Genomic DNA, 21,315 nt, shown 5'->3' on the forward strand with positions numbered 1-21,315 from the left:
TTTACGATACCGGAATTCATTATCATAGTCCACCGAAAACTTTCTTTTTCATGGATTTGGGCATCATCTTTGCCAGGAGCATAAGATTTCCGATTGATTTTGATCCATTTCTGTGCATCTTCCTGTGAAGGTTATGATGCTTCATCAGCCATGGTTTTATCTCTTTGTCCCATCCCATCTGGTAAATCTGCAGATCACCTTTAGATATGGCCTCTCCTGCATATTTTCCAGTCCAGAAGGCCCCCTGCAGTCCACCAGCAGTTGTATTCAGTACTGCATTTACCATATCCCCGACATATAGCCTGTTGCCATCTATCACCTTATCAGATGGCCTTGAAAGCGGAATCTGGTGTGCCATTGTGTGGACCATCTTTCCATCCACTTCAGGAAATTTCCTGGTAAATCTATCAAGGACTGCCTTGGGCTGTTCTCCAGAAAGAGGATAATAACATACACCTATCTTCCTTGTTGAGTCACTATCTGCGAAGTCCCAGAAATACCCACCTGGAGCCATATCACTGAACCACAGGATCATCTGAAAATCATCCCTTCTGGGCAGTTCCCTGGTTTCCTCATAAGCAACAAGGACGTTGTTTTTGTCCAGTTTCTGGCCAAAGGCGGACTGAGGCCCGCTGGCCATAACTATATTCTCACACTCAAATTCATCTGTTGTGGTTTTAACTATATTGCCGTCAATAGATATGACCTGAGTTTCCATTTTGATATTGAGGTCTCCAGCGAAATCCCTAGCCAGATATTTTTCATATTTCGTAAAATCATAAACAAGCCCCACAGGTTTGTCGAAGCTGAGAGAGATGCTTCTTCCTTTGTCTGTCTGGAACTTCATTGCATATATTTTTGATGCCACAATACTATCATCTGTTGGCATACCGATTCTTTTCACCCATTCCAGAGATACTGCCCCTGTAGACCTTACAGGCAAACCGATCTCCTTCTTCCTGTCCAGGATGATGTATGATTTGTCTGCTTTCTTCAGTGCTATTCCGGCTGAAAGTCCTCCCGTGCCGGCCCCAACTATGACTGTATTGTAATCCTTTTCCATTTAATCAGATACCCCAGCCATTTATTGCAGCTTAAAAAGATTTTGACCATCTCAATTATGATCTGCAGGCAAAAATCCTCATTATTCCACTATTCCTTCCCTGCTTCCTATAAAGTCCTGTATAAGTTTTGCAGCAAGCATGGATGTGTTGCCGTTATCATAAACCGGAGTCATTTCAACAATGTCAAAACTGATTATCTTTTTTCCCAACCCGTTGATCAGTGTCCTGACGTCTGTATCTGAAAGCCCGTATGGTTCAGGTGTTCCTACACCGGGTGCAAATGAGGGATCAAAGCCGTCCATATCAATGGAGAAATATACCGGACCCGATATACTTTCCTTAATCTGGTCCAGAACCACCTCTATTCCGTGTTTTTTCACATAGCGAGCGGAATAGAAGGAAACCTCGTCCATGATCCCGGATTCCCTCTCCTCCTTGGATGTTGACCTGGTACCCACTGAAAATATTCTTCCCTTCCCCAGAATTTCAAGGCATCTCCTTGTAATGCAGGCGTGGTTGAATTTGCTCCCCATATAGGTGTCTCTGAAATCAGAGTGGGCATCTATTATGACCATGTTTGCATTGGGAATGTTTCTCACCATTCCACTGGTAAGGGAATGCTCTCCCCCCAGCATGATGGGAATCTTCCCGTCCATGTAAAGTCTGGAGCCTACCTGTTCTACTGTATGGATAACCTCTTCCGCATCTTCTCCAACCTCAAGGTTCCCAAGGTCGCAGATTGGAATATCTGGAAAATTTACATTATACCATGGATCAAATGACTCCAGATTGTTGTAGGCATACCTTATGGAGTCCGGTGCCATCCTTGAACCTTTGCGGTAACTGGATGTGTTATCGAAGGGAACACCAAAAATAACGTATCTGGATTCACTGTATGTTGAATGGGCGTCCGGAAGAGTTGGAAGGTAGAACAGGTGGGTCAGTTCTGGAACATTATCTTCCTTTTTCCCATTGCTTCCCAATATGATACCTCTGTTCCTACATTTATCTTTCCTGCATCTTCCGGGTCAAACTGAATAACAAAAGTTTCAAACGTATCGCTGTCCATCAACTGTGCTTCGTTGCTTCCCACAGATAAAACCTGGGCATTCTTCTTTTCAATAATGGGAACCTTTACCTTGTGTTTAACAGGGTAAACAACACTCCTTTTTTGTGAATCAAAGATGCCAATTGCTACAATTCGCCCCTTTGCTTCTCCATGTTTTCCGGGTTTTGACATGGTTATTTCCAAAATTTTGCACGGAGCATCATCAATAAGCATGTATCTTCCGACTTTTAATTCTCTTACTTCGGCTTCTTGCCAGCTCATAAAATTCAATATGGTTATGTGACAAGTATTTATATACTTTATCCGGGATTTTTATATTTATATTTTTAGTAAAAATTAAGTGAATATCTTATCTTTCATAGTTCTTCCATCTACTGGAAAGTCTTTTCCAACCCCTTTAAGGATCTTTCCATCCACCATAACCATCTTGATATTTGATGGATTTGCAGAATATACAATGCTGTTCACTGCATTTTCTTCTGTAACCGGGAAAATGTTTGGCATGGTGGAATCCACCATGATTATATCGGCTTTTTTTCCTGTTTCAATTGATCCTATTGTTTCATCACCAAGTGACCTTGCACCATTTACAGTTGCCATATCAAGTATCTCCTGTGCCTTTAGGAGAGAAGGATTCCAGCGCTCGTTTTTTACAGATAAAGCTGAGAATTTCATGGCTTCCAACATATTCAAGGAGTTGTTGCTTCCGTTACTGTCAGTGCCCATTGAGATTGTAACTCCATTCGTCATCATCTCAGGTATAGGAGGTACACCGCCAACACCAAGCTTGAAATTGCTAACGGAATTCCACGAGACTTTTGTTCCGGCTTTTGCTATAAGCTTTACTTCCCTGAGAGTTGCCCAGACGGTGTGTGCCGCCAGAACGTTTTCAGTCAGGAACCCAATGTCCGAAAGATGTTCAATCGGCCTCTTCCCGTTGTGTGTCTTGACAAAGTTGTAAACTTCTTCCCTTGTCTCTGCAAGATGAGTGTGAATAATTGTGCCATGTCTTTTTGCCAACTCTGAGACCGAAGAATAGATATCGTCCCCGGCGACATATATCCCCTGTATGCCAACAGAAGGGGTAATTCGGTCCTTTCCCGTAAATTCTTTTATAAATTTCTCAGCGTTGTCAACTGTGTCGCCCTCCTGTGTTGTGTATTTCCTGTCCAGTGTAACCCATGACAGGTAGCCGCGGATGCCTGAATCCATAACAGCCCTGGCTATAATATCTTCTGAATAGTAGAGATCTGCGAATGAGGTTATCCCGTTGTTTATCATCTCGGAGATTCCCAGCATGGATGAATTATATAGGCCTTCCGCGGTGCGTCCTGAATCAAGTTTGAATGTCATATCAAGAAACTTCTGCAGAGGGACATCGTCCAGCCTGTTTTTGAGATGCGACATGGCAACATGGCAATGAGTATTGATGAAGCCGGGCAGGATTATATTTTTTCCGGCATCTATTGTCATATCAGCATCATGGGAAGTTTCTCCAACCTGGCTTATTATATTGCCCTTAATGAGAATATTTCCTCTCCTGACCTCCCTTTTGCTGTTCTGCGTAACTATAATTGCATCCCGGATTAGAGTGCTTTGCATAAGAGGTTATGGCAGGATCATTTATATCTTTGCCCGACTTGAAACCCTTTGAATGCGTCTAATTTATCATGGTTTTCAGCTTCTGTCTAAAAAGCCAATTAAACGATTCAGATAACTCATCCTTCTTTCAACTTTGCCTCTGTCTCCTTCATCTTCCTCTTTGCCAGGTTGTCAGCAGATTTTGAACTTTTTCGCACAACTATGATCATGATGAGGATGGCAACCGATACCCCAAATATCTGAAGACCATATCTGGAAAGCACGTCTACTCCAACAAAAACTGCAAATCCAATCATTGCACCTGTAATAATTGGATATGGGAGGGAGTTGGCCCTTACGGAACGATCTTCATCCTTTTCAATAAGGAATGAAGCTATGAAACCCACCACAACAAATGAAAATGTAAGAAGCAGAAACGGATCGATGTTGAAACGTGTATCAGCAAGAGGAAGGGCCAGCTGGTATCCGTTAAGTATAAGCGTAAAAATTGCCATTGCTTCACTAAGGTAAACGGAGTAGGCAGCGGTAAAATAGCTTACACCGGTATATGTCATGGTGTGCGCTATTGCAAGCTGGTCAAGAAAAGTTCCAAGTGACAGGAAAAGATATGATATTGATCCATGAATTCTTTTTGCAAATATCCCCTCAACTGCAAAAATTATCCCAAGGCTGAAAAAGAAAGTGATTGAGCTGGTGAGGGTAAGTGGAATCCTTATTCTTCCCAAAAGGAATATTGGAGAAATTATACCGGTTCCAATGAGTATAGTGTTTAAGAAAACAAGTGCCCCGGCAATCACTGATACAGGGTATACAAATCTGGATATTTTCAACGGCGTAAGATGTTTTATGAATGGTATCGCCATAATGACTGCAAGCATGGATAGGTATAGAGAAGTGTCTATTTTTGGTACAATGTAGAAGATAAGGAGTATGGCAGGGGAGATTATAAGAAGATTGACAGGAATTCTTTTAGCAGACTGATCCATTTAATACCCCTCGTTTGTCATCTTTCCGTATCTGTATTCCGACATGATCCTCATCAGGAGATCATTCTCCCTTGCCACTGAGCTCTTCAGTCCTATGCTCTGAAAGAATTTAGCAGCATTGTTCAGGTATCCTCTTTCCACGATTTCTGCGCTGGTAAGAAGTTTCTTATAGACCGGATCCTCTTTGGATTCCGTGAAATCTCTTGGATCCACAAGGAACATAAACACTCTTTTCCCTATTTTGTAATCCCTGGGATCTCCTCCATGAAATGCTTCAGGATATGAAAATGGGCTTATCAGGAAAATCAGGGCATTCTTTTTTATCTTTTTCTTCAGCTTATCCATAAGCGGCAGAATATTGAATGTTCCGTCCGGCCTTATTTCTGACACCAGCTTCTCAAGATTCTTTACCGATTCTTCAGATTTTGTTGGCGGGATAAAATGGTCGTGTGCGGAGGAATCCACCATGAAACCAACGCCGTCGTGATTCTTGAGTATTGCATAGGATGCATTGATAACCACGTTGACTATCCTGTCAAACATCCTCTTCTCTGCTGTACCCTGATTGACGTTCCAGCTGTAGTCCATAGCGAATATCACATCAATGGGTTTCTCCTCTTCCATCTGCTTAATGTATAGATCTTCACCATTTATAGCCCCGTACCGGTTCCAGGCAACATACCTGAAATCATCGCTTTCAGTGTACTGCCTGACACCATAGAAATCATATCCCTGACCGACTTTTCTTGAGTAGTGAACACCCATGTAGAATATGAAGTTGCTGAGTCTCTCACTTCTCTGTGTATGAATATCAGATATTGCCGGCGCCACGCTCACTTCATCTATTCTTGGTATAATGTATTCCACAAGGCAGAGTTTCATTGGATCCTGTGTGTAAACCTTAACCGGGCCAATCTTGTATTTCCCAATGGCTATTGATTCTATTAAATAATGCCTCTTTACTTCGTCCCCTGGTTCAAGGGAAAGAAAACCCTCGTATTCACCTGAGCTTTCGAAGACATCCGAAAGCGTATCAAAGTAGTGAAAATAGACTCTTTTTTTACCCTTATTTCTGAAAATTATCTCTATGTTTACCTTCTGAAACTTTCTGGATGTTTTTCCAGGTATGATTCTTTCTGTGTCAACATTGTAAAGATCAATAGCAGGACCCCTGTTGAATAAAATTATATCTGACGAAACCACGAAAAACAGGATAACTGCAAGTGCTATGTAGTAGGGATATCCAAGAAGGATTGCCTCGAATATTCCGTAAGAAAGTATGGCCAGCAGAAGATATCCTGATTTTCTTATCATTTAGGCGTATCAACTTCCGAAATTAATTCGTCAATAATTCTGTTGAGTGTACCCAATACATCATTCCCGTTCTCGATCATAGCTTCAGGCCTGAGTATGAGGCGGTGATTCAAAAGTTCACGGCTCATGTATTTTATATCTTCAGGAATGACGTAATCCCTGCCATTCAGGAAGGCATTGGCCTTTGCTGCATTCAGGTACTTTGTTGTTGTCCTTGGACTTGCACCTACGAATATGAGATTATGTTCTCTTGTCTTTCTTATTATGTCCACGACATAAGTAATGATCTCTTCGCTGGCATAGACTTTTTTCATCTCCCCCCTGAGCATTATTATCTTCGACCCATCAAGAACGGGTTCTTCTTCATGTGGAGGATCGGTTATTGATTTCAGTATTCTCAGCTCCTCCTCCCTTGTAGGATAGGTCAGGATGGTTCTGAAAAGGAATCTGTCCATGAGCGCTTCAGCCAGCGGGAATGTCCCTTCCTGCTCAATTGGGTTCTGTGTGGCAATTGCAAGAAAAGGCTCTGGAAGTGGATTTATAATACCTCCAACAGATACATGCTTTTCCTCCATGCCCTCCAGAAGAGCCGACTGGACCTTTGGAGGTGTTCTGTTTATTTCATCTGCAAGGAGAACATTGGCGAATAACGGACCCTTCCTGAATTCCATTTTCCTTGTTTCCAGGTTGAAAACTATGCTTCCTGTAATATCTGATGGAAGCATATCAGGTGTGAACTGAATTCTTTTGAAATCCATGCAGAGATTTCTCGCGAATTCGCTGGCCAGCATTGTTTTTGCCAGTCCTGGAACCCCCTCCAGAAGAATATGGTTTCCACTCATTAGGGAGATGAACATGAACCTGATGATCTTCTCTGAACCGATAACTCTCTTTCCAATTGCCATCTCAATATCCTTTACGCTTTTTCTTACATCCTGCAGATCTGTCAAATCAAGTTCTGTCATAGGACCCTCTCCTTTTCCATCTGTTCTATCTCCACTGTGCTAAATTTCATCTTTTTAACATGTCCGTATGTTTCCAGTATCTGGTTGAACGTTTCGTTTCTGAGTTGCAGCCCCTTCTTTTTTCTTCTTGAATATGAGGACTGGCTCATGTTTTCGTATTTTGAGTATCTCTTCATGAGTATCTTGAGATTCCGCCTTATGGTCTCCATGTTTTCCATCTCCTTGAGTATTGGATTGAGGTAATGTCTGTAATCATCATTTTTTATAAACTCCAGCTCCTTGTTGAAGAAATCTTTTGGAACAAGGAATTTTTCCCTTTTCTGCTCTATAGTTGGCAGACTGTCAAGTTTGGTCTTTCTTGACCTTCTCTGAAGTGAGAATGTGGCTCCGAATATGAGTATAACAGGGATCAGGAATCTGAATAGAAGAAGTGGGTATGCCCGGATATTATTTACCCAGATACTTAAAAAAGTACCTATAACACTATTCAGGATTGACAACTTCACTCTCCCCGTTGCCCTCTTTTTCCTGCCCTTTTTCCTCAAATCTTTCTTTCTGGCTGTCCTCTGCTTCTGTCTCAATGTTTTCCTTAACTTTCCTTATTTCGACATTTGGGAAATAGAGTTTCGCGATATCCATGTAGTTATATATGTCAATAAGTTTGTTAACTATGGTGCTTTCATCTACAACATAATCCTTTGAGAATCTGGCCTTTTCATAAAGATCCAGATAAAATAGGGTGAGTTTTTTCAGTGCGCTTAACTTCTCTGCCAGTTTTTCTTCAGGTTCCGGAGCAGAGGCCATTGCCTCCACTATTGCATGGTTGTCCACATAGCCTGTTTCAGGTATTTCAATTCCGAAGGCTTTCAGAGATCTTATGAAGAAGTATCTATTGCTCTCATTTGAAACTGAAGGTTCAGAAAAATACCTTATGTAGTCGTTCTTTACAGAATTGTATGCAAGTATTACAGCCTCCCTGTATTGCTGGTTCCCTATGAGTTTCCTTGTTTCTACTATTGGTGTTATGTCACCAATTGTCTTAACCTCCACAATCCTTTCCACTGGACTGGAGACTGAGTTCTTCTTCTTATCTCTCTTTTGCTTAGCTGCCTTTTCTGGCTTTGCTACCTTTGATTTCTTTAACGGTTTTCTATTTAATATGCCCATTTTTTCACCTCAGGAATAACTCCCATTAACTGTGACATACATGTAATATGCATGCAATGTCACAGGGCTGCTGAAACTGAAGAAATTTGTATTCTTCACAAGTTTTATATTTACGCTTTCCGGATTTGATGTGATTTTCATATATGATGTCAGATTGATGAAACCGTCATTGCGGTAAACATTAACCTTTGAACCAGCAATACTCATACTTGCGTTGATTATATTTGAGGAACTTGTATTTATTGAAAGATTCACTGAATAAAGATAGTCGTTGCTGCTGAGATTTAAGGTGCCATTCACGTAGATATCATTTCCGGAAATAAATTCCGTTGTATTATCTGTGCTGTATACCCCGTTGGTCATGTTTGAATAGACGTTGAATATATTTTTACCCGGAGAAAGATAAACGGTTTTTGAATATACAGATGAGAAACTCCCGTTAAGCACTATACCAACCTGAATACTGTTGGATCCTGCCTGTTCTCTTGTTATATTGATCTGTTCCTTTCTCTCCCCTTTCATTACAGAGCTATCAATTCCATTAATATTATAATACCATTCCCCTGACGAGTTTGCATGAATTATTATCAGATAAGGATAAATATATACGGTTGAAGTTACGTTGTCTGTGGTTACATTTGACCAGAAACTCTTCTGGACAAAATAGCTGTTGGAGTATTGGAATGAATAGTTGCCTTCAGGCAGCCTGAAATAATAGGTCCTGTTTATTCCAACCATCCTTGTTCCGTTGTAACTTATACTGAATATGTAATTTTGGGTCTGGTTCAGATAATTCAAAGGTACACTGTTGTTTGCATAGGTTGAATTGAATGCATTGTGAATCTCAAGTATATCAGTGAACACAGGTACAGGGTTAAGCTTTAGTGTTCTGTTTGTATTCTTTTCAACATCCACAACTGTTGCATTCCCATGATTGTAAAGTGTTTCTGCCAGTACTGTAAAGTTGCCCTTAACGTTTAATTTGAAGGTAACGTTTCCCGTAGCATTGGTGGTTCCTGTTGACCTGTATTGGCTTCCGTCAATCATGAAATATATTTCATACTGCGTATTTGACAGATATCCTGTTAGGTTCTCCAGGTGGATGGTAAGATTAACAGGGCCGGAACCTGTTGCATTGGAAGATGCAGAGGAACCGTTCAGCTGTGATGATACTGACGGTCCGCTCAATCCGGGTATTCCTGTTCCGGAACCTGGGGGAAGCTGACCTATTCCATTTCCCAAGTCAGCTGAAATGTTCATGGAGAAGTTCACGTCAGTTATGTTTCTATTAAGTGATATGCCCACTGATTTTGACCCTGTAAAGCCATAGGCCGATGCATTTATTGAATAAAGGCCATTTATGGAGTATATGCGGTAATATCCGGTGGTGTTGGTTAAGTTAAATTCCACAAGTTCCCCTATACTTGAATACAGGCTGACAGTGGAACCGGAAATTCCGATATTTGGACCAAATATCTTAACGTAGCCGCTTACATAGAAAATATGGGACTGAAGTGGAACCATGGAAAAGTTATGGGTTGTATTTGCTGTTATGCTGATATTGAAGAAATATGGGTGATAGAAAGTGGCATTCACCGCAAAAGAGTAGTTTCCCGTGTAGGAGAGACCCAGCTTATAATAACCCGTGCCATTTGTACTGACATTTTCAGCAAATACAGTTCCATTTATGTCGGTATAGAATATGACCTCTGTATCAGACAGAGGCTTTCCGTCCATGGAATTTGTTATGTTTCCACTCATGGTGAGATTAAGAGTGCTGTTGGAATAATTTACCCTTGAATTGTTCCCCTTGAGGTATTTTGTAATGTTTCCTGGTATATTTTTTGATACGTTTGTACTGTTCTGCTGCCCAACAGTGGACCCGGCAGACATTGGATCCTTGAGGTTGAGAGTGATATTCACATCTGTGAGGTTGCCTGTAACATCTCTTTCTGTGTAATTATAACCATAGGCGGCATCCACTGCGGTGATTATGTCCAACCCATATGGAACCCTTATCCTGTAAGCACCGGTGCCATTTGTGGTGGTGTTGCTTGAGGGGCTTCCATATAGACCCACTGTTGCTCCGGAAATAGTTTTATTTTCGCGATTAAATATGAAACCGGAAACATTGAACTGATCCTTCGCAGAAACATTTATGATGAGATTGAAATCATTGATTGATTTTCCGGACACTATAATATAATAAGGATTGGGAATTGGATTCATTCCACTTTTGGATATGGTTATTCCGTAAGTACCGTTTGGAACATTGATGGAATACCTGGAATCTTGCGACGAATATGTTGTAAAACTTCCAAATTTATTGGAAAAATCTATCTTAACATCAGGAACCAATGTTTTGTTGCTGAATTCAGTCAACCCATTGATAATATACCTGGATGCAGGGGTTATTGAAACATTGACCCAGGCACTTGAAAGGCCAATTGTGTCAATGGCTACAATTTTAGCATTGTAACCCTGCACAAAGTATGAAAGATCTCCCTTTCCCTGATGAACCATGTCATATGTGTAATAACCATTTGAATCTGTAAATATCTGGGTATAATACTGGTTCTCAGAAACGGTTAACCCTGAATTTGATACAGGAAGGTTACTGGATGAGGCGTTGGTAATGTAGCCTTGAATTACCACAGAAGAAGAGCTTGTTGACGAAAAGCCGGTGGTTTGAACACCGTTTGAAAGCCCACGAATGTTGCCAATTAAATCCTTAATCAAATCCTCAAGATAATGGATCAGTGATAACAGGAAGCTTGGAACGTTTGAAGTGTTTAATCCACTATTGCCGAATCCTGTGGAGCTTGCTACTCCTTCAAGCTGGGATAAACCTGATTCAATTTTCTGATTCTCGAAAACATGATCAACCGGGACAGGGTTTGAACTGGGATAGGTCATGGGCAATGCGGCAAAGACAGTAGGAATCATTAACGCCCCTACCACTAAAAGAGCCAGAGATTTTGGTGACAATATCATGATTCAGTCCCATGTACTATAAATAATTTAGCAATGTAAATAGATTAATTTCTGACCTTTACTGCAATACCTTTTTTAAGTTCCTTCATGGCTCTGAATGGCATTTTGGCAATACCAACACCCTTAACCTCTCCCTTATGATGAAGGACAACTTCATCTTCAGTTCTTATGTCTTCAGTTGCATCCACTACACCCACCGGATAGACGTTGGAGGTTGGCTTGAAATCATCTATCTCAACCAAAAACTTTCCATTCTCAATGAACCACTTTGCAGATGATTTGTTTATTGTATATTTTCCAAGGTTTTCATTGAAAACTATTGCAGGCTTTCCTTCAACAACCAGCATCTCCTGGTTATAATTATTGATTACCTTTGCACCCTCAATATATTTCTCAATCCAGTTGCCGAATTGAAATTTGGATCTTGACACATGCTGATCCATCCTGCTGCCTCTTTTCAGATCAGTTTCCTTAAGTGTGCTTTCCAGGGCTGAATATAGCCATCTAAGATTTGACTCAGATTTAATGTCCCCCGCCATTATTAAAGAATCCGACGGAAGGATTTCGGAAATGAATTCGAGATCTTCAGTTATATATGCTATGATTTTTTTATAAGTATTTCTTTTCAGGTATGCTGACAGGGTATTTTTCATAATGACCTTCTCGTCTTCATACCAGTGCCCCACAACAGGTATGTTGTAAAACATTGCCGGGTATATATTTTCCAATTCACGTGGAACAAGGGCTACTGGTGAGGTAACTATGAGCTCATGGATATATTGTCTGAACTCACCTATACGGGAAAGAATTTCCATGTGCGTTCTTGAAGTTGAATATGGTTTTCTGGCAGAACATGGCATGATCAGGGCTACTTCCCTGTTCACTGGTTTTTCATAACTGTTTGTAATTTTTTCCCTATATCTTTTAAGATCTGGCCTTTCAAGTGATTCTATGCTATTTGCCATTATGTATGGGGTTCTGGATGGAAAAACAGGTTCAATGATTTCATAGCTTGAAAAATCCAGGATTCTCAGGATCTCAAGAGCCTTTGAAGAAAACTGGACCTTTTCAACCATCTCCCGCAATGTTCCGTTCCTTATGCTCTCCCTGATAACTGCCATCTCACCTCTAACAAAATTTTGGTTGGATTCCAGTGGTGACCCATCCTTTATCACTCCTACCGGAGTGTATCTGAGACCTCTGTAACTCTGTTTCCGCAGAAATATATCATCAAACACGCTTATCCCCAGGTATACAAGGACAGGAATCAGGAAAGGATCACCTATTCCTGGCGCATAGATCAACTTCTTCCACCCAATTTCGTTCCTTATAGAAATAATCCTGCTTACAAACTGCTTTGGACGTTCTATAATTTCCAGAGTATTTAACATCATCACCATATCTTCAGATTCTTCAAATCCCCTATTTCCAATGCTTCTTATTGTCTCCGGATAAGTGATAACTTTTTTGAATCTGTTTCCAAGAATAATGAGTTCTTCTCCAGAGTTGAGAAACTCTTCCTGATTCTGCGTGTTTAAAATAATGGGGTATTCCCACCTTTCGCCTGCAATGCCTGTTCTGGCAAAGCCGAAGAAGTTGTTGTCCTTGAACACCATCGGAGATAGTATGTTCTTTCTTAAATCTAAGCCAGGGTCGAATAGAAATAATTTGAGATGTATAATGTCAAAGGTTTAATAGGTCAATAAATTAACTGTTTTGGGATAAGTAGACATAATGAGAACAAACACCAAGAAAATAGAGATTGCAACCCCCGGCCAGGAATTATCTACAACGGAAGAATATGTGCCAGGAAAAAACACACTGGAGGAAGATGGTAAAGTAATTGCAACCATTAGTGGAACTGTCCAGAGGGATGAAAAAGATCTTATAGTGTCTGTAAGGAAGATGAAAACTAAGGTAGTTCCCAAGCCAGGTGATATTGTATATGGGCAGGTAGTAAAACTGGATCAGCGTTTTGCAATAGTCAGCATAGGTGCCATATGCCGTAAGGACGATGAACTTATATATTACCATGGTGAATCAAATCTCAGGCTTGGAGATAGCGGAAACAGGAGAGATATTGGAAGAAACCTTCTCAGAATCGGTGACCTTGTAAGAGCAAGGGTTGTGAAGATATTTCGGGGAACCCCTGATATTTCAATAACTGGGAAACATTACGGTGTACTGAAAACACTGTGCGACAGGTGCAGAAACCCAATGATACTGAAGAATGGAACACTTTACTGCGACAACTGTGAGATGACTGATCTGAGAAAAATTGCCGATGATTATGGAGAAGTTTTAACTTTTGGTGATGGATATGAAAGATAATAATGCAGATAAGATTAAAAATGTGGAACAGCTTTCCAGAGAAGTAGTAACCATGCGCAAGGAACTTGAGGACGTAAAGGAAGTCCTTAAGGGACTTATACAGGTTGTTATGGGTAGAGAAGAAAATCTTGACGAAGACGAATATAACTGAGGTAAAGAAATGATAATGCCAATGAAAATGCTGGAAGAAAATTTAAACAAGCAGGTAGCTTTGCTATTGAAGGATAACCGTATTCTGGAAGGAAGGCTCACCGGTTATGATGAATACATGAACATGGTTCTTGATGAGGTACAGGAAAATGCTGAGAGCCTTACAAGAAAACTTGGTACTGTGGTCATTAGGGGCAGCAACGTTGTAAGGATCGTTGCAAAGTAAACCCTCATTTTTTGAATTGAAATTTAAAGTAGCGGAATTGAAATTATTTTCAAAAATTATGATCTGGTTTCACCAGATTTTTATCTTTTCAACTTTTGAATGACCTTTCTTTGATAGTTCGCCAAACACCTTTTCGAAATCCTCATGCACATAGACTGGCAGTTCAGATCTGAGATTATCAGGGGAGTGGGGATCATTTGAAACCTGCCACTTAAGCGTCTGGTCTCTAATGTTCATCCTCCAGGATTGAGCCCAACCGATAAAAAATCTCTGTTCTGGTGTTAGTCCATCAATCTTTACATTCATCTCTGGATGTTTTCTTAATCTCCTTTTCAGGGCTTCGTAAGCAATGCTCACTCCGCCTATGTCCGCTATATTTTCCCCCAGGGTAAGTTCACCATTTACATGAAGACCGGGGAGTACTTCCTGTGCACTGTACAGTTCAACAACCTTTTTTGATCTTCTCATAAATTCACTTTCGTCTTCCTTAGTCCACCATTCCTTTATATTACCTTCAGCGTCGTACTTTCGCCCTTCGTCATCGAAGCCGTGAGTGATCTCGTGAGCAATTGTCCCACCTGTTGCACCATAATTTACGGCATCATCGAGAGTGCTGTCAAAGAATGGGGGCTGGAGAATGCCGGCAGGAAAAACTATCTCGTTCTCTGTGGGAGAAAAATACGCGTTGACTGTGGGTGGTGTCATTTCCCATAATTCCCTGTCCACAGGTTTATTTACCCTTACCATACGCCTTCTGAACTTGAACTCATTGGATCTCAGCACGTTCCCAAGGTAATCATCCTTTTCAATCCTTATGGGAGAATAATCTATGAATTTTGAAGGATAGCCTATCTTTGTTCTGAACTTTTTGAACTTCTCGATTGCCTTTTCCTTTGTAGCATCGCTCATCCATTCCAGTGTTTTAAGTCTCTCCATGAATACTTCTTTCAGGTCCTCCACCATTTCGTTCATTCTTTTCCTGGAATCCTCCCCGAATTCTTCTTCCACATATAATTTTCCAATTGCTTCGCCAATGTGAGAATCTATGACTGACACCGCCGTTTTCCACCTCTTTTCCGGTTCCTTCTGATCGAACAGTTTTCTGTGAAAGAAATCAAAGTTTTCAGCTTCCGCCTCGGAGTGAAGATAGGGTGCTGTTGCACTGATAATTTTCCATTTAAGGTATATTTTCCAGTCTTCAAGTGGCACTTCCTTCAACATTCTTCCAAGATTCTGGAAAAACTCGGGTTGACCAGCGATGACATAATCAAGATCTCCCAGACCAATTCCTGAAAAGTAAGTCCTGAATTTCATTTCCGGAAACTTCTCTTCAATATCTTTCATTCCCATTCTATTGTAGTTCTTTTCGGGATCTCTAAGCTCAACAGGACTTCTGCTTGATTTGGCCAGTCCAGTTTCCAGGTTCAGTATCCTGGCTGAGAAATCCTCTCCCTCAGCATCATCATAACCGTACAGAACCAGCATATTTTCAATATGTTTTCTGTACTGTTCCCTGATCTCTTTAAATGAATCCAACAGGTAGTACTCCCTGTTTGGTAGGGTTAGACCCCCCTGTTCAATGTAGAAAGAATAAATTGAGCTATTTTTCTCATCAATCTCAGAATCCGCAGAAAACATCCCGGGAATCCCCATCAAATGGATTTTAGACAAAGCGATTATCAGATCTTCAGAGGAATTTATACCCTCAACAACATTGATTATTTTTTCAATTGGCTTGAATTTTAATGCGTCAATTTTCTCCCTTTCCATTGCGGAAATAAAGAATGTCCCCACCATCCTCCTTACAGGATCAGCTTCTTTATCCGCGCTTAATGCGCATCTTTCCAGTATTTTTCCTAGAATATACCTGTTCCTTTCATTGAGTTCCGAGGAAGCCCCCCAGTAGGAATGGTCAGGTGGGATAGGGTGGGTTTCTAGCCATTTTCCGTTGGAATACTCATAAAAGTTCTCCGCTGGGTCTACTGAATGATTCATATATTCAACTGAAAACTTTGGATCTTCCGGTTTTTCGTCTTCCCCGATCAGAGGGAACTTTCCTTTCAAATGGTCGATTCTCATAAAGCGTGAACCGATAAACCGGCATAAGCCTTTCTTTCAGATTAGAATATACTTTATATAACACATTGTAAAATGTCCCGGCTTCCGGATTTGAACCAGAGACCTGCGGATAACGGCGGTTTTCCTGTTGCCGTGGATACCCTCTACAGTCCGCCGCTCTACCAACTGAGCTAAGCCGGGTTTTCCATCTGATACTTTTCTCCAGGGTATGCCTGACGATTTTGTTAGATATCAGTAGGTTTAAGTTGATATGACTGGTGTTTATTATTTTTTTCATTTAAACAGAAAATAGTAAGGTCAATTTTTTGTTAGTTTTTGTGAGTCAGGGTGAGAAACTGTTCCAACTTTTGGGATGAGAATTAACTGGATTTGTTGATCATACTTTCTTTCTAAATCCTTTTTATTAAAAAAAATTAAATCTTTATAAGTATGGAAACAAGAAATATAATTAGATATAATCTATTCAAAATATAACAACATTTTAGAAAGGATTAAATTTTCACTACAATGCAAAATTTTTAAGAAAAATAGCCATACGGTAAAATATAGAAACTTGATATCCAGAAGTTCAAGTTAAGAAAAGGGAGTGTAGATATATGGATGTACAGACCGAAATGAAGGGGACACTGGGGAAATATTATGGCAATAAAATAGTTACTGCGCTTATAGGAATAGAGACTGATGTGAATCTTGTGGAGGCCATAGGAAAGGAACTGTCAAATGAGAACAATGTTGAGGATGTTCTAATTGTTACAGGACAGTTTGACATAGTGATAAAAGTCAGGTTTCCGGACTATGAGGAATTCCAGAGATTTGTTGTGAACAGACTGAGCAGGATGAGTGGAATAAAAGGATCAAAAACAATGATGGTTCTCTCCATTAAGAAAGAAATGGGAAAGGATATGGGAGCGTGATTGGATGGACCAGAAACTGTATGATGAGATAAATTATTTACTTGACGAACTGGCTCAAGATACGTCTGTACCAAGAAATGTAAGAAAGAGTGCCACTGATTCCAAAACTAGGTTATCGAATGGGCGTGAGTCTCTTGATCTCAGATGCGCAGGTGCCGTTTCTGCATTAGATGAAATGGCAAACGACCCCAATGTTCCCTCGCACGGTAGAGCAGCTTTGTATACAATAATAAGCAAATTGGAAGCGTTGGCAAAATCTTGATTTTTCTTATTTATCACAGATAAATGACAAAGAATTTTTATATCGATTAGATTTTTTCCGGATAAATTTTACAAATATTGATATGGTAATATTTATTAAGTCGTGAGAAATATTAAATAGAAAATAATAATTAGGTGGGTTGAAATGGTAATGTCTGAAGAAAATGAAAAATTAGCTGAATATCTCATAACATCCGATATACCAAGAAGCGTTGCTTATACATTGGCATATATAAGAAACAAAGACGAGATTACCAGCGTCGAAATTGAAAGGGAAACGGGTTTAAGACAACCTGAGGTTTCAATTGCCATGCAATGGCTAAGAAGGAAGGGTTGGATTAACAAGCGAAACATGAAAAAGGAGGGTAAAGGAAGACCTATTCACGGCTATAAACTTTCCAAGAGTTTTGGAGAGATTCTTGAGGAGATTATCCATGACCTGTCAAATAAGATTGCTGAAATAAACATGGACATAGATCAGTTAAGGAACTTTCAAGAATCGTCAAAATAAAGGGTTTTTGAAATACCATTATTTCAATTTTATAAATTTGGCAGAGTTTTCAGATCCAACTATGATTTCTGAAGTCATATTAACAAACAACCCCACTTCTACCACTCCGGGAATTGATTTAATCTTCTTCTCCAGGATGCAAGGATCACTGATTTTTCCAAACTCACAGTCGGCTATAAGATTTCCGTTGTCTGTGACGAAATTGCCATTCTGCCTGAGTTTGCAATGAGAACCCAGCTTTTCTATATGTTTTATTGTTCCTGACGCGAAATAAGGAGTCACTTCAACGGGCAGTGGAAACGATCCAAACCTGTCACCCGCCATCTTCTCTCTATCCACTATTATGCATACTCTCCTGCTGTTGAATGCTACTATTTTCTCCCTCAAAAGTGCTCCTCCACCACCTTTAATAAGATTCCCGTTTCCATCCACCTGATCCGCTCCGTCGACGTCAATATCCATTGTCCCTTCAAAATCATCCATTATTTCTATTCCATAACTTCTTGCCAGATCAGATGACTTTGTTGAGCTTGATACCCCCTTAACTTTCAGACCTGATGCTACTTTTTTTCCAAGTTCCTCGATGAAATAATTCACAGTAGATCCTGTCCCGATGCCAATGATCATTCCGTCCTTTATCAACTGCACTGCCTCTTTTGCAGCTATTTTCTTTTCTTTATCAGTGTTTTGCAATTTAATTCCTTCCTTTCTGTAAATATTTTTCAGAAGTTGAAAAACCTTTGCCATAAAGACGAATCTTCCTATTTCAACAGCTTAGCGATCTTATTTTGTATTTTTACAAATTAAAGTTGTGTAAAAACCTTATATATATTAGCAATCAAGTTTTCATGGAATCCAAATCCTGGAAAGAATCATACACTGAATTGGAAAGATTGGTTCTCCCCCCTGATACAAATATTTTCAATGCACTTTACGGTGGAAGACTGGTTGAATGGATCGACAATGTGGCTGGGATCGTCGCCACAAGACATTCCAGACGCAGAAATGTCACAGGAAGTATTGACAGTCTTTTCTTTCTTGTCCCAATTCATTTGGGAGATATAGTAACAATAACTGGGAAGCTAAACTATGTAACCAGATCGACTATGGAAATAGAGGTTAATGTTACCACCGAGGAAGGCCTTACAGGAACAAGAAGAGTAGCCACAAAGAGCTTCCTGACATATGTGGCAGTTGACCAGGATGGAAAACCAACAGATGTACCTGGATTGAAAATTGAAACTGAAGAGGATAAGAGGATATTTGAGGAAGCAGAAATTAGAAGCAAAAACAGACTTGCCCTGCTGGCAAAGATCAAGGCGGATCTTAAGAAGCAAGATACCTATTAACATTCTTTTGATTCCTGAACTAGGAATAAAACTTAGTTTTTTTTAAACGTATTCAATCATTTAATTTTATCAGCCTGCTATGTTATTATTTTCCTTTTTGAAATCTACATTTGCCCAACTGTGGAGAATGGAAATATTTTGATTAGATAAATGTTAGACAAAGCCCTCGAAATAGAATGGTTCCATTTACATGGTATATGCTCAATGATATCTTGATTCCTCCGACTTCCCATTAGAAAAATTATATATTGTGTGTACTTATGGTATTTATGGTCATTAATGCTATACATATACTTAGTGTAATAAATGCAGTTAGTACAGATACACAGCAAATTTCTGCTATGATAAACCGTGTTTACGCTGTTGTTGCTTCCATTTCTGCAGTACTTATAGGTCTCCTCTGGATTCCCATAGCAATTGGATATTTCAGCACTGACGAGAACAGAAAGTTTGAAGCTCGCACACGAACAAAAAATGCCCTTATAGGTACTCTGATCTATATTTTTGCCATGAGCGGGGCACTTTACGCAGTTCTTAACTATATAATCACAGGGGCATGATTCATTGATTGGTCTTTCGGAAGCGGAAGGTCTGATATCAGCTGTCCTGACTGTTATTGAAGATGCCCTCTCACCACTTATTTCACTTTTCTGGTACTATGCGGTATATTATGGCCTTAATCCGCATTATTCGTTTGGAATATTCAAGATAGCAGGAATTTCTGGGCTTTATAACACGTTACTGGGTAATTTCTATATCCCAATTATTTCTCTTATACTGATATTATCATCATTTGTATACGTGGTGAGAAACTCTCTTCTGGAACCAACGTCGTCAGGGAAGTTCATAGTCAGACTGGCAGTTTCTGTTTCGGTTGGAATTCTGGCCTACCAGATATCTCTTGCAGTTCTCGACATTTCCAGATCCATCTTTCTGGTCCTATGGAATGGAAACGTTAACTGGTATGCCTTGATGATCAGCATAAATATACCATCGCAGATTACCCAGAATATCTCTGGAAATAACCTGGGAAGCCTTCTTTTGAATCTTGTGTTCTATTCTGGCTATTTTGCAGTCACCATGGCTCTTCTTGGCATGCTTGCACTGAGACAGGCACTTATCCTTTTTTTCATGGTTACATTGCCAGTGTTTACAGTGCTTTCCGCTGTACCCGGAATGGAAAAGACTGCCATAAATTTCTGGAAATTTTTCATTGGGCTTTGTGTTCTCCCTTTTTTCGTACTTATTCCCATATATATTTCCACTCTTTTCCCCAATGATTTTATTCTAAGGCTTGCACTGATCAGCCTTGCGGCCATGATGCCCATTCTTCTATTAAGCCAGTCGCCTATATTCAGATTCAGTACTATTACCTCATTCCTATCAGGAGCATCCATTGGATCAACAATTGAGTACGGGACTGCGACTGCGCAGGGTTTTGCATCAATTGCCATGGGAAATTCAGATATAAACTCCGTTATGGGGGCAGCATCACTACCTCTAATGAGAAACATCAAATTCTCTCCTTCGGGGAATAATGACAGAGGAGAGATTGATTTTAATGCAATTGAACAGAGTGAATTAAGATCCGGAATAAATGATCATGAAAAGCTATAATGAACGAGTTACAAGGAATGTTCTGCGATATGAGTCCAATATTTTTGGAATTGAATACCGAAGGTTTATGCTGATTATCCTGACCATAATAGTATCTGCACTTCTTTTCAATCTCAACCTCTATATTTCAGTAATTTTTCTCCTGGTTTCTTCAGTTCTCATTTTAGGCAGGATACATGGTGAAGTATTAGGAACAATTACTTGGCGCTGGCTTAAGCACGTTTTATCCAAATCGGAAGTGGTGGTGATAAACTCGTATGATATGCATGAAATTAACGATTGCATTATTGCTTATTATGAAAATGAGGCAGCAGGAATACTTGAAATTGGATCAGAACAGTTTCATAGCATTCCACCTGGCGATCTGAAAAGTGTTGACGAAAGCACTCGTCTTCTTCTTAACAAAATTGAATGCAACATTGAATTTATATCCATACCTCGCAGTCTGGATTTGACATCCTATCTGCCAGGCAAAAAAGGAGATCTGGAAAATGATTACGCGGAACTCCTGAAATACGCTTTCAGGGACGCATACTATTTTAACAGTTATGCAGTTTTGCACTACCCATCGGGGAACACAGGTTTCCAAAATGCTGCTTTAAAGGTAGTCGAGGAAATGGATAGACTGAGACGTAATATTACAGCCATTGGTTTTTCTGTAAGAAAGATTTCCTCTAAGCGGGAGTTTGAAGAAATTTTTTCAGGAATTGTCTAGG

At 40.0% G+C, this 21,315-nt stretch carries 23 protein-coding genes and 1 tRNA gene; 10 read left to right on the forward strand and 14 right to left on the reverse strand.

The window, feature by feature from the left end:
- Positions 1-22: 22 nt before the first annotated feature.
- The 11 genes from OXIME_RS04300 to OXIME_RS04350 form a co-directional block, all read right to left on the reverse strand.
- Positions 23-1,063, reverse strand: a complete 1,041-nt coding sequence (locus OXIME_RS04300; RefSeq protein ID WP_393970625.1) for an NAD(P)/FAD-dependent oxidoreductase — start codon at positions 1,061-1,063, stop codon at positions 23-25.
- 81 nt (positions 1,064-1,144) lie between these two features.
- The gene (gene speB / locus OXIME_RS04305; protein WP_393970626.1) at positions 1,145-2,047 is read right to left on the reverse strand and encodes an agmatinase; all 903 of its coding nucleotides are present in this window, start codon (positions 2,045-2,047) and stop codon (positions 1,145-1,147) included.
- Positions 2,005-2,394 (reverse strand): translation initiation factor IF-5A, encoded by a 390-nt coding sequence (locus tag OXIME_RS04310; RefSeq protein ID WP_393970627.1) that lies wholly within the window; start codon positions 2,392-2,394, stop codon positions 2,005-2,007. The genes speB and OXIME_RS04310 overlap by 43 nt, the downstream gene beginning before the upstream one ends.
- Before the next feature lie 75 nt (positions 2,395-2,469).
- The gene (locus OXIME_RS04315) at positions 2,470-3,735 is read right to left on the reverse strand and encodes an amidohydrolase family protein (protein WP_393970628.1); all 1,266 of its coding nucleotides are present in this window, start codon (positions 3,733-3,735) and stop codon (positions 2,470-2,472) included.
- Between the two features lie 116 nt (positions 3,736-3,851).
- Entirely contained in the window at positions 3,852-4,721 is an 870-nt protein-coding gene (locus tag OXIME_RS04320) for a hypothetical protein (protein ID WP_393970629.1), read from the reverse strand.
- Positions 4,722-6,035, reverse strand: coding sequence for a DUF58 domain-containing protein (locus OXIME_RS04325; protein WP_393970630.1), 1,314 nt, complete (start codon positions 6,033-6,035; stop codon positions 4,722-4,724). It abuts the gene before it with no gap.
- Complete coding sequence (locus OXIME_RS04330; protein ID WP_393970631.1) at positions 6,032-7,000, reverse strand: AAA family ATPase; 969 nt, start codon at positions 6,998-7,000, stop codon at positions 6,032-6,034. Before OXIME_RS04330 ends, OXIME_RS04325 begins: the two co-directional genes overlap by 4 nt.
- A complete protein-coding gene (locus tag OXIME_RS04335; RefSeq protein ID WP_393970632.1) occupies positions 6,997-7,500 on the reverse strand; it encodes a hypothetical protein in 504 nt (167 codons plus the stop codon). Before OXIME_RS04335 ends, OXIME_RS04330 begins: the two co-directional genes overlap by 4 nt.
- Positions 7,484-8,167, reverse strand: a complete 684-nt coding sequence (locus OXIME_RS04340) for a hypothetical protein (protein ID WP_393970633.1) — start codon at positions 8,165-8,167, stop codon at positions 7,484-7,486. The genes OXIME_RS04335 and OXIME_RS04340 overlap by 17 nt, the downstream gene beginning before the upstream one ends.
- Positions 8,168-8,176: 9 nt before the next feature.
- Positions 8,177-11,113: a hypothetical protein gene (locus OXIME_RS04345; RefSeq protein WP_393970634.1), complete on the reverse strand. Its 2,937-nt coding sequence runs from the start codon at positions 11,111-11,113 to the stop codon at positions 8,177-8,179.
- Positions 11,114-11,205: 92 nt separating this feature from the next.
- Entirely contained in the window at positions 11,206-12,777 is a 1,572-nt protein-coding gene (locus OXIME_RS04350) for a DUF5591 domain-containing protein (RefSeq protein ID WP_393970635.1), read from the reverse strand.
- Between the two features lie 118 nt (positions 12,778-12,895).
- Between OXIME_RS04350 and OXIME_RS04355 the strand changes: the two genes are divergently transcribed.
- From OXIME_RS04355 to OXIME_RS04365, 3 genes are read left to right on the forward strand one after another with little or no spacing between them, the layout of a single operon-like run.
- Entirely contained in the window at positions 12,896-13,492 is a 597-nt protein-coding gene (locus tag OXIME_RS04355) for an exosome complex RNA-binding protein Csl4 (protein ID WP_393970636.1), read from the forward strand.
- Positions 13,482-13,643, forward strand: a complete 162-nt coding sequence (locus OXIME_RS04360; RefSeq protein WP_393970637.1) for a hypothetical protein — start codon at positions 13,482-13,484, stop codon at positions 13,641-13,643. The genes OXIME_RS04355 and OXIME_RS04360 overlap by 11 nt, the downstream gene beginning before the upstream one ends.
- Before the next feature lie 9 nt (positions 13,644-13,652).
- Positions 13,653-13,868, forward strand: a complete 216-nt coding sequence (locus OXIME_RS04365) for an LSM domain-containing protein (RefSeq protein WP_393970638.1) — start codon at positions 13,653-13,655, stop codon at positions 13,866-13,868.
- A gap of 69 nt (positions 13,869-13,937) precedes the next feature.
- Here OXIME_RS04365 and OXIME_RS04370 read toward each other — a convergent pair whose 3' ends face one another.
- Positions 13,938-15,947, reverse strand: a complete 2,010-nt coding sequence (locus OXIME_RS04370; protein ID WP_393970639.1) for a M13 family metallopeptidase — start codon at positions 15,945-15,947, stop codon at positions 13,938-13,940.
- Positions 15,948-16,022: 75 nt separating this feature from the next.
- A tRNA-Tyr gene (locus tag OXIME_RS04375) sits at positions 16,023-16,127 on the reverse strand.
- Between the two features lie 416 nt (positions 16,128-16,543).
- Here OXIME_RS04375 and OXIME_RS04380 point away from each other — a divergent pair.
- From OXIME_RS04380 to OXIME_RS04390, 3 genes are all read left to right on the forward strand, one after another.
- On the forward strand, positions 16,544-16,861 hold the full coding sequence (locus OXIME_RS04380; RefSeq protein WP_393970640.1) for an Lrp/AsnC family transcriptional regulator: 318 nt from the start codon (positions 16,544-16,546) through the stop codon (positions 16,859-16,861).
- Positions 16,862-16,865: 4 nt separating this feature from the next.
- Complete coding sequence (locus OXIME_RS04385; protein WP_393970641.1) at positions 16,866-17,123, forward strand: UPF0147 family protein; 258 nt, start codon at positions 16,866-16,868, stop codon at positions 17,121-17,123.
- 144 nt (positions 17,124-17,267) lie between these two features.
- Positions 17,268-17,633, forward strand: a complete 366-nt coding sequence (locus OXIME_RS04390; RefSeq protein WP_393970642.1) for an SMC-Scp complex subunit ScpB — start codon at positions 17,268-17,270, stop codon at positions 17,631-17,633.
- A gap of 18 nt (positions 17,634-17,651) precedes the next feature.
- On the opposite strand, the gene rpiA is transcribed toward OXIME_RS04390, so the two are convergent.
- A complete protein-coding gene (gene rpiA, locus OXIME_RS04395) occupies positions 17,652-18,326 on the reverse strand; it encodes a ribose-5-phosphate isomerase RpiA (protein ID WP_393970643.1) in 675 nt (224 codons plus the stop codon).
- Between the two features lie 155 nt (positions 18,327-18,481).
- On the opposite strand from rpiA, the gene OXIME_RS04400 reads away from it, so the two are divergent.
- The 4 genes from OXIME_RS04400 to OXIME_RS04415 all read left to right on the forward strand — a co-directional run bounded on the left by OXIME_RS04400 (position 18,482) and on the right by OXIME_RS04415 (position 21,314).
- On the forward strand, positions 18,482-18,982 hold the full coding sequence (locus OXIME_RS04400) for an acyl-CoA thioesterase (RefSeq protein WP_393970644.1): 501 nt from the start codon (positions 18,482-18,484) through the stop codon (positions 18,980-18,982).
- A 269-nt stretch (positions 18,983-19,251) separates the two neighbouring features.
- Positions 19,252-19,542 (forward strand): hypothetical protein, encoded by a 291-nt coding sequence (locus tag OXIME_RS04405; RefSeq protein WP_393970645.1) that lies wholly within the window; start codon positions 19,252-19,254, stop codon positions 19,540-19,542.
- A 4-nt stretch (positions 19,543-19,546) separates the two neighbouring features.
- Positions 19,547-20,599, forward strand: a complete 1,053-nt coding sequence (locus OXIME_RS04410) for a hypothetical protein (RefSeq protein ID WP_393970646.1) — start codon at positions 19,547-19,549, stop codon at positions 20,597-20,599.
- On the forward strand, positions 20,586-21,314 hold the full coding sequence (locus tag OXIME_RS04415; RefSeq protein WP_393970647.1) for a hypothetical protein: 729 nt from the start codon (positions 20,586-20,588) through the stop codon (positions 21,312-21,314). The genes OXIME_RS04410 and OXIME_RS04415 overlap by 14 nt, the downstream gene beginning before the upstream one ends.
- Position 21,315: the final 1 nt, after the last annotated feature.

The organism is Oxyplasma meridianum, from assembly GCF_038024865.1.
GTDB classification, from domain to species: domain Archaea; phylum Thermoplasmatota; class Thermoplasmata; order Thermoplasmatales; family Thermoplasmataceae; genus Oxyplasma; species Oxyplasma meridianum.